The sequence below is a fragment of the Mesorhizobium sp. M1D.F.Ca.ET.043.01.1.1 genome (assembly GCF_003952385.1).
GTDB lineage: Bacteria > Pseudomonadota > Alphaproteobacteria > Rhizobiales > Rhizobiaceae > Mesorhizobium.
The window spans coordinates 5,156,463-5,170,304 of record NZ_CP034444.1 but is presented as its reverse complement, the minus strand read 5'-3'; the positions used below and the strand labels follow the sequence as shown (position 1 = coordinate 5,170,304).

Annotated in this window: 13 protein-coding genes; 4 read left to right on the top strand and 9 right to left on the bottom strand. The window is 63.3% G+C overall.

Features of this window, described 5'->3' with window-relative positions; all coding sequences use genetic code 11:
- Positions 1-13: 13 nt before the first annotated feature.
- The 7 genes from EJ067_RS25075 to EJ067_RS25045 form a co-directional block, all read right to left on the bottom strand.
- Positions 14-1,192: a serine hydrolase gene (locus EJ067_RS25075; protein WP_126087879.1), complete on the bottom strand. Its 1,179-nt coding sequence runs from the start codon at positions 1,190-1,192 to the stop codon at positions 14-16.
- A 29-nt stretch (positions 1,193-1,221) separates the two neighbouring features.
- Complete coding sequence (locus EJ067_RS25070; protein ID WP_126087878.1) at positions 1,222-2,418, bottom strand: serine hydrolase; 1,197 nt, start codon at positions 2,416-2,418, stop codon at positions 1,222-1,224.
- Positions 2,419-2,655: 237 nt separating this feature from the next.
- A complete protein-coding gene (locus tag EJ067_RS25065; RefSeq protein WP_126089731.1) occupies positions 2,656-3,675 on the bottom strand; it encodes an extracellular solute-binding protein in 1,020 nt (339 codons plus the stop codon).
- Positions 3,676-3,718: 43 nt separating this feature from the next.
- Complete coding sequence (locus EJ067_RS25060; protein WP_126087877.1) at positions 3,719-4,522, bottom strand: ABC transporter permease; 804 nt, start codon at positions 4,520-4,522, stop codon at positions 3,719-3,721.
- Positions 4,515-5,438 carry an ABC transporter permease gene (locus EJ067_RS25055; RefSeq protein WP_126087876.1) on the bottom strand — a complete coding sequence of 308 codons (924 nt, stop codon included), beginning with the start codon at positions 5,436-5,438 and terminating at the stop codon, positions 4,515-4,517. Before EJ067_RS25055 ends, EJ067_RS25060 begins: the two co-directional genes overlap by 8 nt.
- Positions 5,439-5,450: 12 nt before the next feature.
- On the bottom strand, positions 5,451-6,551 hold the full coding sequence (locus tag EJ067_RS25050; RefSeq protein WP_126087875.1) for an ABC transporter ATP-binding protein: 1,101 nt from the start codon (positions 6,549-6,551) through the stop codon (positions 5,451-5,453).
- 143 nt (positions 6,552-6,694) lie between these two features.
- Entirely contained in the window at positions 6,695-8,356 is a 1,662-nt protein-coding gene (locus EJ067_RS25045; RefSeq protein ID WP_126087874.1) for an amidohydrolase, read from the bottom strand.
- Positions 8,357-8,606: 250 nt separating this feature from the next.
- Between EJ067_RS25045 and EJ067_RS25040 the strand changes: the two genes are divergently transcribed.
- From EJ067_RS25040 to EJ067_RS25025, 4 genes are all read left to right on the top strand, one after another.
- Positions 8,607-9,260 carry a TetR/AcrR family transcriptional regulator gene (locus EJ067_RS25040; protein ID WP_126087873.1) on the top strand — a complete coding sequence of 218 codons (654 nt, stop codon included), beginning with the start codon at positions 8,607-8,609 and terminating at the stop codon, positions 9,258-9,260.
- Positions 9,261-9,301: 41 nt separating this feature from the next.
- Positions 9,302-10,333 carry a histone deacetylase family protein gene (locus EJ067_RS25035; RefSeq protein WP_126087872.1) on the top strand — a complete coding sequence of 344 codons (1,032 nt, stop codon included), beginning with the start codon at positions 9,302-9,304 and terminating at the stop codon, positions 10,331-10,333.
- A 437-nt stretch (positions 10,334-10,770) separates the two neighbouring features.
- On the top strand, positions 10,771-11,481 hold the full coding sequence (locus tag EJ067_RS25030; RefSeq protein ID WP_126087871.1) for a helix-turn-helix transcriptional regulator: 711 nt from the start codon (positions 10,771-10,773) through the stop codon (positions 11,479-11,481).
- Entirely contained in the window at positions 11,478-12,248 is a 771-nt protein-coding gene (locus EJ067_RS25025) for a LuxR C-terminal-related transcriptional regulator (protein ID WP_126087870.1), read from the top strand. The genes EJ067_RS25030 and EJ067_RS25025 overlap by 4 nt, the downstream gene beginning before the upstream one ends.
- Positions 12,249-12,282: 34 nt before the next feature.
- Here the strand turns inward: EJ067_RS25025 and EJ067_RS25020 are convergent, their stop codons facing one another.
- Complete coding sequence (locus EJ067_RS25020; RefSeq protein WP_126087869.1) at positions 12,283-12,720, bottom strand: hypothetical protein; 438 nt, start codon at positions 12,718-12,720, stop codon at positions 12,283-12,285.
- Positions 12,721-12,740: 20 nt separating this feature from the next.
- Complete coding sequence (flhB, locus tag EJ067_RS25015) at positions 12,741-13,823, bottom strand: flagellar biosynthesis protein FlhB (protein WP_126087868.1); 1,083 nt, start codon at positions 13,821-13,823, stop codon at positions 12,741-12,743.
- Between the last annotated feature and the right edge of the window lie 19 nt (positions 13,824-13,842).

Here is a 13,842-nt window from a genome sequence, read left to right as displayed (position 1 = left end):
GCGCCGGAGCGGCTCAGACCATCCCGCCCAGCGCCTCAAAAAATGCCACCAACTCGACGTCGAGCCGGTCGTCGACGGGTTCCGGCTGCGACGACATCTTGGCGATGACCACTTCCGTCTTCGGATTGACGTAGAGCCATTGGCCGTGGATGCCGATCCCGCAGAAGGCGCCGCTTGCCGTGCCCGTCTGGTACCATTTGTTGCGGTAGCGCCCCTTCGGGAAAAGGAACGCCATGGTGCCGCGCTGCCAGGCCTCATAGCTGCCGCCGGCGGCAACCGTATCGCGCACCCAGCCCTCCGGCACGATTTGACGGCCGTTGGCCGCCCCACCCTGCCGCATCATCTCGCCGATGCGGGCAAGGTCGCGTGGCGTCATCGACATGCCGCCGGCTGTGCGTGCTGTGCCTTCCATGTCGACCGTCATCGACATCTCGCTCGCGGCACCCAGCGGCAGCCACAGTTTTTCGCTCAAAAGATCGCCGACGCGCTTGCCGGATGCCCGCTCCAGCAGGATGCCGAGCATGTCCGAATTGGGGGAGCGGTAGCGATAGGTCTGCCCGTGCGGCTCGGCGAGATGCTGCAGCGTCAGCAGGAACGCCGCAAGGCTTTCCGAGCCGCCGCCGGGGTTCCACATCGTCGCGCGGCGGTACCGGGCGAAGGCGCTGTGCGGGTCGAGATAGGCTTCCTCGAAGTCGAGGCTGACCGTCATGTCGAGCACATTGCGCACGCTGGCGTCGCCATAGGCCGAGCCCTCGGCTTCGGGAATGTACTCAGTCACCGGCGCCTCCGCGTCGAACACGCCACCGCCTTCCAGGATGCCGGCAAGAATGGCAGTCACCGACTTGCTGATCGAGAAGATGATGTGGCGCTGGCCGAACGGCATATGCGGCGCCGACCAGTCGCCGACCGGCTGGCCGGCCTTCATGATCGCCAGCCCGTCGGTGTCGGAACGCTTGAGGAAGGCCTCGACGGTTTCGGGCCCGCCGGGGAGTGTAACCTTCTCGCCGAGCAACCCGCCCAGAGCTTTCGCCTGTTCCTCGCCACCGGGCGTGGCCGCAACGTGCACGCTCGGCACCAATTCGCCGACATTCTGGAACGACCATTGGCTGAATGGCCTCAGACGCCAATTGTCCAGCCGCACATCCTTGCGGGCAAAGCCATATCTCGCCTCGAACACGGTCTTGCCGGTCACGATCTCTCTCCCGGTGTCTTGTCTGCAGCTCAGGTCAGCGCGGCGGCGATGGCGTGCACGGCCTTCAGCGTCGCCACCGAATAGTCGATGTTGGTGAAATCCGGATAGGTCGAAAGCTTCACCACGACCATCCTGTTTTCCCAGTCGATGTGGATCAGCTGCCCGAATACGCCCCGGCACATCAGCGCCCGCGAGTGCGGGTCCTCGATCGAGAACTGGTTGCGGTAGCCGCCCTCCGGCAGGCTGGGATTGAAGTCGGGACCATGCCTGCCGCTGCGCGTCGCCTCGATCCACTCGGCCGGGATCACGCCGCCGCCATTGTCGAGGATCAGCTGGCCGAAACGGCCATAGTCGCGCAGCGTCGCGTTGAAGCCGCCATCGGCCAGCGCATAGCCGGCGATGTCGACGGTGAAGCAGGCGCTCTCGTCGGCGCCGAGCTTCTGCCAGAGTTCTTCCGAGACCAGTTGTGCCAGCCGCTTGCCGCTCACCCGCTCCATGATGAAGGCGAGCACGTCGGTCTCGATCGAGCGGTATTCGAAGGCCTCGCCGTGCGAGCGCGCCTTGTCCTTCAGTCGCAGGATCAGCTCGAACATATGCGAGGGCCACTGGAAGTCGGGATCGCTGCCCGGCGGGATCGGTTTCCAGCCGCTAGCGACATCGATCTGGCCGATTTCGGAATAGCGATCGGTGTACTCCTCGGAGAAGCGCACCCCCGTCGTCATGTCGAGCACGTGCTGCACGGTGGCGCCGGCCCAGGCGGTTTCGGCGAGCTCCGGAAGGTAGTCGGTCACCAGCCTGGCCGGATCGATCAGGCCCCGCCCGACCAGGACGCCGAACACCGAGCCGGTGACCGACTTCGCCATCGACTGCGACAGGTGCAGCGAGCGCTCGTCCATGCCGTTGAAGTAGCACTCATAGGCGACCTTGCCGTTCTTCAGCACCAGGAAGCCATCCGTATAGGTCTCGTCGAGCAGCCCGGCGAGCGTCGTCCGCCGGCCCTCGCTGTCCACCACCGGCAGATCGTCGAGATCGACCTCGGCGCGCTCGAGACGGCGGCGATGACCGTGGCCGCGCCAGACCTCGACGGTCGGCAGGAATTCGCGGATGTGCTGAAAGGCCCAGCGATTCCACGGCGGCCGATCCCAATCGAGCTTCGGCAGCGCCAGCTTGGGCGGCGAGCCCTGCATGATCGGCGGCCGCGCCTCGGAGTTGCGATAGGACTGCATGAGAACTTTCCTTGCCGCCCCATGTGCTGCCGCACTCCGTTGACCAGGAGAGGACATCAGCACGGCGGACGAGAAGCCCAAATTGGTTTTCGGGTGAAGAACGCCCGAAGACATGGCGAAGGGCAGCGCCAGCGGGCAGTTCAGGGGCGGCGCGAACGCTGCGAATTCAGCGCCGCCCCATATCTGACCCTTGTCTGGCTCCGCCTCTCCCGCAACCGGGAAGAAGCAAGAGCGCCGTTACTTCTGAAGATCCGTCCAGATCCGCGTGTAGATTTGCTGCACCTCGGGCGAGCAAGGGGTCATGAACTCGCCCACCTTCTCGAACTCTGGCGGCACCACCAGTTCGGGCGCATCCTTCATATCGTCGGGCATGAACGCCTTCGAACCCTTGATGCCATTGGCATATTTGGCGAAGGCGGAGATCATGGCGGCGTTCTGGGGATCCATGATGAAGTTCATGAACAGCTTTGCGTTCTCGACGTTCTTCGCGTCTTTCAGGATGGCGACACTATCCATGAAGAAGGGGAAGCCCTCCTTCGGATAGCCGAACTTGATGTCCGGATTCTTTATGCGCGAGCGCATGATGGCGCCGTTCCAGTAGTAGACGCCCGAATAGTCGCCGGCCGGCAGCTTCTCGGTCACGCTGTAGTCCATGGCCAGCCATTTCGGCTTGGCCTCGACCAGCTTGTCACGCACTTTCTTGAGCAGTTCCTTGTCGTCAGTGCACCATTTGCCGCCAAGATACTTGATGGCGGCGAACATCACGTCGTTCATTTCCGGCGCGACGTTGATCTTGCCCACCAATTCCTTCGGCGGGTCGAGGAAGATGGCCGAGGTGTTGATGTCGCCGCCATAGACCTTGGTGTTGACGCCGATACCGGTCAGACCCCACTGCCACGGAACCGTATAGTGACGGCCCGGATCCCAAGGAACATTCACCCACCGCTCATCGACATTCTTGAAGTTTTCCATCTGGTCGGGCCGAGCCTCGAGCAGAAGCCCTTCCTTCACCCAGATCGGCACGTAATTGGCCGAAGGCACCACGATGTCGAAGCCGTGACCGCCCGCGCGCACCTTGGCGAGCGCAGTGTCGTTGGAATCGTAGTCGGTGACCGTTACCTTGACCTTGTATGTGTCTTCGAACTTCTTGATCATCTCGGGGCTGGTGTAGTCACCCCAATTGAAGATGTTGAGTTCGCCGTCGGCATACGCACTGCTCACAAAGGCAAATAATCCGAATGCCGCCGTGGCGGCCATTGTCTTCCATTTCATTGCTGTTCTCCCGTTTGGCAATGGTTGGTCATGGTTTGCGACGATTGACGAAATAGAAGATGGTCACGAGCACCACCGACAGCGCCAGGAATACCGTGGCGATGGCATTGATTTCCGGACTCGTTTCGCGCCGCAACTGGCCGAGCATGTAGGTGGGCAGCGTATCCTGCCCGCCCGACTTGACGAATTCGGTGATCACGACATCGTCGAGCGAAATGACGAAGGCCAGCATGAAGCCGGCGATTATGGCGGGCCTCAAGAGCGGCAGCGTCACGAAACGGAAGGCTTTCCAAGGCGTGGCGTATAGGTCGGCGGCGGCGCGCTCCAGCGTCAGGTCCATGTTCTCCAGCCGCGCCCGGATTGGCAGGTACGCGAACGGGATGCAGAAGGCGGTATGCGCGGCGATGAGGTAGCCGAGTCCTGAATAGCCGGTCCAGACCTTGATGCGCGAGAACACGATCAGCAGCGCTACCCCGGTGACGATTTCCGGCACCATAAGCGGCTGGTTTATGAAGGCGTATTTGAAGGTCAGGCCGGGATAAGGCCGCGTGCGGGTCGTGGCCAGCGCGGCCATGGTCGCAACGATCGTCGACAGCGCGGCCGCCGAGACCGCCAGCACGAGCGATCGGACGGAGGCGTCCTGCACGGCCGAATTGTGCCAGGCCGAAATGAACCAGCGCAGCGAGAAGCCGTCCCACCGCGACAACGAATCCGCCGCGTTGAACGAATAGGCGACGAGCGCGGCGATCGGCAGATAGAGCGCGAAGAAGGTCACAAGCGCAATAAAGCCGAAGCCGGGCTGCGCCTGTATGTCGAACGAACGCTTAGACATGGACGCCCTCCGACCGGGAAGCGTTGCGCACGTAGAACAGCAGCGCGATCATCACCACCGCCATCAGCGTGATCGAGATCGCCGCGCCCAGAGGCCAGTTGCGGCCCGCGCTGAACTGCAGTTCGATCAGGTTGCCAAGCATCATGTTCTTGCCGCCGCCCAGCACCCGGGGAATGACATAGGCGCCGAGCGAGGGGATGAAGACCAGGATCGAGCCGGCGATGACGCCTGGCTTGATGAGCGGGAATATGATGCGGCGCAGAACCTGCCAGCGACCGGCGTAGAGATCATATCCGGCCTCGACCAGCCGGAAGTCGAGCTTCTCCATGGAAGCGTAGAGCGGCAGGACCATCAGCGGCAGGTAGATATAGATCATGCCAAGCAGGATGGCAGTGTCGGTATTCATGATCTGCAGCGGTTGCTTGATGATGCCGAGCGCCATAAGCGCCGTGTTGACCAGTCCTTCGTTGCGGATCACCTGTTGCATGGCGAAGGTACGGATCAGCAGGTTCGTCCAGAACGGAATGGTGACGAGGAAAACCCAGACCTCGCGTGTCTTCGGCGGTCGGGTGGCGATGAAATAGGCCGTGGGGAAGCCGAAGAGTAGCGTCAGCACGGTGGTGTAGAAGGATAGGCTGATCGAACGCCAGAAGATGGTCAGGTGCGCATCCGCCAAGCCCAGCGTGTCGTCGAAGATGTCACGCTGGAACAAGACCGACGTCCATCCGTCCAGCGAGAAGATGCCGAACTGCACGTCGCCGTAGTCACCCTTCAGCATGAAGGAATAGGCCAACATCACGAAAAGTGGGCCGATAGCGGCCAGAAGGATGATGACCAGCGCCGGCGCCGAGAGCAACCAGCGGTCGCGTATGTCCCTAGCGTCGGCGGCGCGGGCGATTTCTTCGGCGCTGGCCATGATCGAAGTCCTTTAGTCCTTCAGCACCTGAGCGGCGTTCTCGCCGATCACGACACCCGCGCGGCTGCCCGCCGCAAGCGCTTCCCCGCCACCGCGGCTGTTCTGCCGCCGCACGATGAAGGCGCTGCCATCGTCGAGCTTGAGATGGAAATGCGTATCGGTGCCGAGATACACAACGTTCTCGACCGTGCCGCTGAGCGAGGCGTTGGCTTCCACCGGACCGAGCTGAGCGTGTTCAGGCCGCACCACGAGCGTGACGCCACCCGACGGCGTAAAGGCTTCCGGCAGCGATGCCGGAATTTCCGTACCCGACGAGAGCGTGACGGTGGCGCGCCCATCTGCCACGCTTTTCACCTCGCCCTTGAGGAAGTTGGTTTCGCCGATGAAGTCGGCGACGAAGCGCTCGGCCGGCCGGTCGTAGATGTCGCGCGGCGTGCCGACCTGCAGGATCTTGCCGGCCGACATCACGGCGATGCGGTCGGACATGGTCAGCGCTTCCTCCTGGTCGTGGGTGACGAAGATGAAGGTGATGCCGGTCTCGTGCTGCAGACGCTTCAGTTCGATCTGCATCTCCTTGCGCAGCTTGTAGTCGAGCGCCGAGAGCGGCTCGTCGAGCAGCAGCACCTTCGGCTGCGGCGCCAGCGCCCGGGCCAGCGCCACGCGCTGCTGCTGGCCGCCGGAGATCTGGCTGGTGCGGCGCGCCTTGAGCGCCTCCATCTTCACCAGCTTCAGCATCTGAGCGACCCGCGCCTCGATCTCTGCTTTCGGCCTGCCGAGCATTTCCAGCCCGAAGCCGATGTTCTGCGCCACCGTCATGTGCGGGAACAGCGCATAGCTTTGGAAGACGGTGTTGACCGGGCGCTTGAAGGGCGGCAGCGGCGCGATGTCCTGGCCGTGCAGCAGGATTTCGCCGGCGCTTGGGAAATCGAAGCCGGCTATCAATCTCAGCAGCGTCGTCTTTCCGCATCCGGATGGGCCGAGCAGGGTGAAAAACTCGTTCTCGCGGATCGACACCGACACCGTGTCGAGAGCGGCTACCTGGTTTTCACCGGTTCCAAATACCTTGCGTACGCCACGAACTTCGATCGCGTTCTTACCCGGTTGTTCCGGCACGATTACCCCATTGAGAGAGCCTGCTCTTGGCGGCAGGTGCGTTCCTGTTTGATTGTCACCACAAGCCAGTCGGCTTGGCAACTGCGGAGCAGTAACTCGACTTTTAAAAGCAATCCCCATGCCATCCTCAGGCCTGGCCATCCTCAGGCTTGGTAAGTGACCTTTCCGCCGCAGATCGTGGTCACCGGCCGCACCGTATGCAGCGCTTCCGGCGCCGTCGCCTCGATATCGGCCGACAAGACGACGATGTCGGCCAGGTATCCGGGTTTCAGGCGGCCCTTGCGATGTTCCATGAACTCGGCATGGGCGCCCTCGACCGTGTAGCCGGCAATCGATTCATGCAGCGAGAAGCTCTGATCCGGCAGGCCCTCTGCCCAAGGCTTGCGCATCACCGCCGCCTGGATGCCCAGGATCGGGTCTACCGGCGAAACCGGCCAGTCGGAGGCGAAGACAACGCGCGCGCCGGCGTTCTTCAACGTGCGCCAGGCATAGCTCAGCGGCCACTTGTCGCGGCCGATGCGCGAGATCGTCGGCTCCAGGGGAAAGTTCATGGCGCCCGGCGGGTGCGGCGGCTGCATCGAGGCGAGCACGCCAAGCTCGGCAAACCTTGGCACGTCGGACGGCGTGGTCACCTCGATGTGCTCGACGCGGTGCCGGCTGTCGCGCCGGCCATTCTTCTTCAGCGCCGCCTGATAGCCGTCGAGCACCGCCCGCACGGCGCCGTCGCCGATCGAGTGCACGGCGATCTGCAGGCCGCGCCGGTCGGCCTCGACCGCCACTTCGGCGAAATGCTCGGGCGAAAAAAGCGGTTCGCCGCGCCAGCCTGGACGATCGGCATAGTCGTCGACCATCACCGCGGTCCAGGAATCCAGCACGCCGTCATAGAAGACCTTGACCATGCCGGACGACAGCCAATCGGAATTGTAGGCGGCCGCCATGCGCGAGGCTTTTTCCAGCATGTCCAGCTTCATGAAATTCTTGAAGTGGAACGGGATCTTGGTGCGGCACAGCAGCCGCCCTTCCTCTTCCAGCCCGGCGAGCAGCTCGAGCTGGTAGAGATTTCCGTCCATGTTCTGGATCGAGGTGATACCGTGCTTGGCGCACCACTCGAGCCCGCGATGCATGAGGTCGCGGTCGGCAGCCATTTCTTCGGCGGACGGATAAGGGTCGGGCTCCGCCCCTTCGAGACCAAGCCGCGTCCGGTTTGCGCCGAAATGGTCGAGGACCGGCCCGAACGCTTCGCTCTCGCGCAACTCGCCGGCGGCAAGTCCGTCCGCGCCCATGACGACTTCGTTGCCCGGCCCCACCCGCTTGCCATCGAGCAGACCGGCCTCTTCGAGCGCCTTGGTGTTTGCCCACATCGTGTGGTGATCGGAGGCCGACATGGCGAAGGGCCGGTCGGGGATGATGCGGTCGAGATCGTGGCGCGTCACCGGCTCGGGTAGGATCGCATAATCGACGCCGGCGCCGATCAGCAGCCTCGCATTTGGCCGGTCGGCGGCGAAAGTCTGAATCGCGTCGCGCAGCGCGTCGAAGCCATGCACACCCGCCAGATGCAGGTTGTCGAGCTCGGCCGCGCCGCCAAAGAGGTGCATGTGCGCCTCGATGAAGCCCGGCAGGACGGAGCCGCCCTGGGCATCGATGACCCGGGTGGCAGGGCCTTTGAGCTCTTCGACGGAAGCGCGGCCGCCAATGGTGATGATGGCGCCGTTCTTGACGGCTATAGCCTCAGCGGCGGGATTGTCGTCGTCCATGGTCAGCACACGGCCGTTGACGACTATCAGATCCGCACCACCAACCGACATCGCGACTCCACATTTTGCCGAGGGACCGACAACGCCAGGTCCAGCGAGCTGCCGCTCCACTGGGGCGGCGCCGTGGGATGAGAGTCGATGCCGATGCGCCGTCTTCGAAATTCCCCTTGTTATCGTGGAAGACAGCGTGGATAAGAATGCGACTGTTTATTCGCGTATGTCAACAGCCGGAATTTGCAATGTATAGTGGAAAGCACCCGCGCCTGTGTTGAGGCCGGGCGGTAAACGAGGGCATCGGAACGTGAAGCGCAGTCTCGACCGCAAGACCAGGATAGCGCTCGAACCGCGCAAGCAGCCACGGCAGCAACGGTCAAGCAAGGTGGTCGACAGGATTCTCGACGCGGCGCTGATCCTGACGCGGGAGCAGGGAACCAGAGCGCCGACGACGCTCGCCATCGCGCAACGTGCGGGCCTCTCGGTCGGCTCGGTCTATCAGTACTTTCCCAACAAGGAAGCCATTCTTCTCGACCTCGCCCGGCGCTGGCTGTCGTCTTTTCCCGAGGTCATCGCGAAGCGCATCAAAGTCCCGCCGCCCACGAACCGCGAGGAGTTTCGTCGGGAAGTGCGCAAACTCTTCATCGACACGTCCAGGATCTATCTCGACAACGCTACCCTGATGCCGGTGATCGAGGCGATATCCGGCAACGCCGATCTGAGGCCGATCCAGGACGAATACGACAAGGAGATCATCGCCCTCTACGCAGCCTGGCTCCAGCATGTGAATCCGGCCCTGGAAGAAAAGACCGCCAAGCGGCTGGGCCTGGTGATGATGGAGGTCGGGCACGCCTGCAGGCTTGTCGGACTGAAGAGAGATCGCAAGACGTTCGACCTCATCGAGGACGATGTGGAAGCCATGTGGCTGGCTCTTGTGAACCCCTATCTCAACCTCGACTGATCTCGCGTTTCCAACTGATTTCGCACTCCGGGGGAATCCTTATGAAGACTGTCTTTTCGCCGCTCCACGCCGGTCATTCGGGCCAGATGGAACTGGTCACGTCGGCGATCGTGCCGGGTTTCGAGAAGCCGTCGCGGGCTGAGTTCATCAAGGCAAGGCTGGAAAGCGAGAAGCTTGGCCCGATCATCGGACCGGTCGAGCATGACCTTGCCGCCGCCAAGCGCGTGCATGACGCGCGCTACATCGATTTCCTGCCGACCGTGTGGCCGGAATGGGTCGCTGCCGGCTTCGAGGGCTCGGCCATGGGCTTCACCTGGCCGACGCGCGGGTTGCGCGGCGACGTGCCGCCGAAGCGCATCGACGCCCTGCTCGGCTATTATTCCTTCGATGCCGGCGCCACCTTCGTCGAAGGCACCTGGGCGGCGATCAAGTCCTCCTATGACGTCGCGCTGACGGCGGCAGCCCTGGTCAAGGGCGGCGAGCGGACTGCCTTCGCGCTCTGCCGGCCGCCCGGCCATCACGCAGGCGCCGCCTTCATGGGCGGCTACTGCTTCATCAACAACGCCGCCGTCGTCGCGCAGTGGTTCCGCGACCAGGGCGCAAGCCGTGTCTCGATCCTCGATGTCGACTACCACCACGGCAACGGCACGCAGGAGATCTTCTACCGCCGCGGCGACGTCCAGGTGCTCAACCTGCATGGCGACCCGATGGTCGAATACCCATTCTTCCTCGGCCACGCCGACGAGCGCGGCGAGGGCGAAGGCGAAGGCTTCAACATCAACTATCCGATGCCTTTCGGCAGCGACTGGGACGGCTGGAACGCCTCGCTGGAGGACGCCTGCGCCAGGCTTGCCGCCTACGCGCCCGACGTCGTTGTGGTCTCGCTCGGCGTCGACACCTTCGAGAAGGATCCGATCAGCCAGTTCAAGCTGAAGAGCGAGGATTACCCCAAGATCGGCCGCCGCATCGCCGGGCTCGGCTTGCCGACGCTGTTCGTCATGGAAGGCGGCTACGCGGTGGAAGAGATCGGCATCAACGCCGTCGGGGTGCTGACCGGATTCGAAGACCGCTGAGCGGCCGTCCGGTCGAAACGACAACGCTCTCGGAGCTGCAGCCGGGTGCGTGTTTTCCAGCGACCCAGACGCGAAAACGATCGGCTCAATCCGACCCTGAACTTGCCCCCACATAACGCGAGTTGCAGCGTCTGAGTCGCAACGCGAGTCCACCAGATTCGATTTTGTCAAATCGCGTTTGATGTCGGATTCATCTGCGGGTAGATTAGACCCGAATCAGCCGGTCCATCGGGGGGCGCGGCGACCACCCAAAGTCTCAAGTTCCGGCATCCGGCCGGCACCAGACGCGGACGGCTTCGCGTTCCCTGAAAGGATTCGGCTCGGTTGGGCGCTGTGCGCGCCCTCGAGTGTGTCTTCGTGAACGTGACGCGTTTCGGGTCCGGCCGTTGGCTTTGCCAGCACCGGGCACAGGGATCGATTCCGGCCAGAATATCAAGATGAGCAGTCCCGCCGCGCTTCTTCAATCCGACGCTTCAGGCTCGCGCCTGGCGTCGCGCGGCGATCTCACCAGCTTCTTCATGCAGCTTGTCGCCGATATCGGCGCCGACAGCTACATGCTTGTCGCCATCGTGCACGACCAGGACCGCAACGACGCGCGCATCGTGTCGTCGAACTGGATTTTCGATGCCATCGAGCTGATCGGCAAAAGGCTGATCGCCAATCTTGCGCTCGGACCGCTGACGGCCGCACCCGGCGTGCGCCCCAAGCCATTGGTCGCGGCCCAAGCGCCGGACGCCGGCGCGCTGCTGAGCGGCGAGGAAGCCCGGCTGCTCGATGTGCTCGGCCATGCTGAAATCTATTCGCTCAGGCTCAATGTCGGCCGCCAGCGCCTGTTCGTGCTGTTTTCCGCCGCCGAGCCCGGCAAGATCGATCTCACCGCCCTGATGAGGGCGCAGCTCAAATGCTGCTACGCGCTGTCCGGCATCCCGCAACTGATCGCCGCGGCATCCATGCAGGACCCGCTGTCGGACCGCGAGCGCGAATGCCTGTTCTGGGTGTCGGAAGGCAAGACCACGGACGAGGTGGCCCTTATCCTTGGCGTCTCGTCGAACACCGTCAACAGCTACATCACCCATGCCATCCAGAAATTCGCGGCCAGCAACCGCGCGATGGCGATTGCGACCGCGATCAGGAGCGGCATCATTTGAAGCACGCACAGATCAGAGAAGCCGCGGCCGCCCTTTTCAACGACCAGCGCAATCCGTTCGGCGCCTTCTCGCTCGGATCGGAGACGCATCACACGGTGACCATTCCGGACGCCGTGCGTCGATGCCGCTGGATCGCCGTCGACATCAACGCTTCCGGTTTCGGGCTGTTCTTCGTCAGCCCTTCGCTGGAGCGCGCGCGCCTGGTCGCCTGCTTCGATTCCGACTATCCGTCGACCGCCGTCACGACCAAATTCATCTCTGGCGCCAGCGGCGAGGAGATGGTGCGCCACAGCCGCATCTCGACGACGCCGCGCTGGTGGGCCGATGACGACATGGCCGGCTCGCGGCAAACGCTGGCGAGCCTGGCATGGTCCGAACCGGCCGCTCCGCTCGCGCCCGGCACCAACGGCATCGCCTTTCCGGTGCATGCCGATCGCGGTCAGTGCGGGCTGGTGGTTTTCCTGGGACCGGATATCGCGCTGTCGGACGACGCGCTTTGTGAAATCCACGCGCGCTGCTTTGCGCTGTTCGCGGCGGTCGCCCGGATTCGCCCGAGCGAAACCGGCAGGACGCGCGCCATCTCCAAGCGTGAGCTCGAATGCCTGAAGCTGACCGCCAACGGCAACACCAGCGAAGAGATCGCGAAACTGCTGAAACTGTCGGTGCACACCGCCAACCAGTATCTCACCCAGTCGACGCAGAAGCTCAACGCCGTCAACCGCAACCAGGCGGTGGCCAAGGCGCTGCGTCTTGGCCTGATCGAGTAATTGGCTCAGGCCAAATCCACTCCCGAATTTGACGTCAGGGATAGGCGAGCGGCTCGGTCCTGCGGATGCGCGCCTGGTCGATGGCGTCCTCGAGCAGGGCGGTGTTGTGCTCCGGCGTCTCGCCCGGCTTCTCGAACGACACGTAGTTGACGACCACGGATGACCCCTGCCCGGTCAGCGTCAGCTGAAAATAGACGGTGACGCCGCGCGGCCGAAGCTCGAGATCCAGCACGATGCGCGGGCTGCCGCTCCAGTCGACATGCGCTTCGCCGCCGTGACCGAGCCGCAGCGTGCCCGGCTGGAAGTAGAGCTCCGCGGCCGAGTCCACCAGGTCCGACAGGCAGGCGAAATGCTCCAGCCGGATGAAGGCGATGTAGTCGGCGACCTCGATGAGCCGCAGCTCGCCCACCACCTCCTGGATGGCGCCGGCGACGATCTGCTCGCGTGAATTGGCGTGTGGTTGCCGGTTCATGGATTACAAGCAGCGTCCGTTCATTGGGTTACTTTTCGCTCGGCCTTCTTCGAGTAGACGATCCGCACCAGCTCGGCGACGGCCTGATAGAATTGCGACGGGATCACGCTATCAACCGAAACTTGCTTGTACATGGAGCGGGCAAGCGCCACGTCCTCGAAGATCGGGATGTTGTGCTCCCTGGCGATCTCGCGGATCTTCAGCGCCACCAGATCCTGGCCCTTGGCGAGCACCAGCGGGGCGGAGTCCTCCTCGCGGACATATTTCAGCGCGATGGAATAGTGCGTCGGATTGGCGATGATGAGCGTCGCGCGCGGCACCGCCGTCATCATGCGCCGCCGCGCCCGGTCGCGCGCCAGCGAGCGCAGGCGAGACTTCACGATCGGATCGCCTTCCGACTGCTTCATCTCGTCCTTCACTTCCTGCTTGGTCATGCGCAGGTCGCGCCGCCAGTGGAAGCGCGACCAGACGATGTCGGCGACCGCGATCAGCCCCATGACGAAGACGATCGCCACCAGTATGTCGACGAAGATGCCGCGGATGACCATGCCGAACGACATTGGATTGGTGATCATGCCGGCGAGCAGCCTGCGGTGATCCTCCGAAAGCGTGAAGGTAAGCACGGCGATGGCGAAGGCAAGCTTGGCCAGCGACTTGCCGAATTCGACGAAGCCCTGCAGGCCGAACAGGCGGTTCCAGCCCTTGGCGATCGAAATGCGCGACAGTTGCGGCCTGATCCGCTCGCCGACGATTTGCGGGATGTTCTGGAACACCGAGGCACCGACGCCGGCAACCACCAGGAGCACCAGCAGGCTGACGACGGCGCGGCCGATTTCGAAAAGCACGGTCTTGTAGAGCTCGATGACGTCGGTCTCGGTGTCCATCGGCCAGGCTTCCGGCTTTTCCAGGAACATGGCCAGGAACATGCCGAGATTAACGATGGCGTCCTTGGCGTAGAAGACGGCGAACACCAGTATGGCCAGGAAGGAAGCAAAGATCGCCGTCTCGCGCGAATGGGGCAGCTTGCCCTGCTCGATCGTGTCGCGAATCTTCTTTTCTGTGGCTTCCTCGGTTTTGGAATCCTTGTCGACCGCCTCAGCCATGGTACCTTGACCGGATCAT

What these genes read in the sequence shown, in the direction of transcription:
- EJ067_RS25045 (WP_126087874.1), bottom strand. Translation starts at nt 8,356, where the DNA reads ATGTCGGTTGGTGGTGCGGATCTGATAGTCGTCAACGGCCGTGTGCTG.
- EJ067_RS25035 (WP_126087872.1), top strand. Translation starts at nt 9,302, where the DNA reads ATGAAGACTGTCTTTTCGCCGCTCCACGCCGGTCATTCGGGCCAGATG.
- EJ067_RS25055 (WP_126087876.1), bottom strand. Translation starts at nt 5,438, where the DNA reads ATGGCCAGCGCCGAAGAAATCGCCCGCGCCGCCGACGCTAGGGACATA.
- EJ067_RS25065 (WP_126089731.1), bottom strand. Translation starts at nt 3,675, where the DNA reads ATGGCCGCCACGGCGGCATTCGGATTATTTGCCTTTGTGAGCAGTGCG.
- flhB (WP_126087868.1), bottom strand. Translation starts at nt 13,823, where the DNA reads ATGGCTGAGGCGGTCGACAAGGATTCCAAAACCGAGGAAGCCACAGAA.
- EJ067_RS25030 (WP_126087871.1), top strand. Translation starts at nt 10,771, where the DNA reads ATGAGCAGTCCCGCCGCGCTTCTTCAATCCGACGCTTCAGGCTCGCGC.
- EJ067_RS25070 (WP_126087878.1), bottom strand. Translation starts at nt 2,418, where the DNA reads ATGCAGTCCTATCGCAACTCCGAGGCGCGGCCGCCGATCATGCAGGGC.
- EJ067_RS25020 (WP_126087869.1), bottom strand. Translation starts at nt 12,720, where the DNA reads ATGAACCGGCAACCACACGCCAATTCACGCGAGCAGATCGTCGCCGGC.
- EJ067_RS25060 (WP_126087877.1), bottom strand. Translation starts at nt 4,522, where the DNA reads ATGTCTAAGCGTTCGTTCGACATACAGGCGCAGCCCGGCTTCGGCTTT.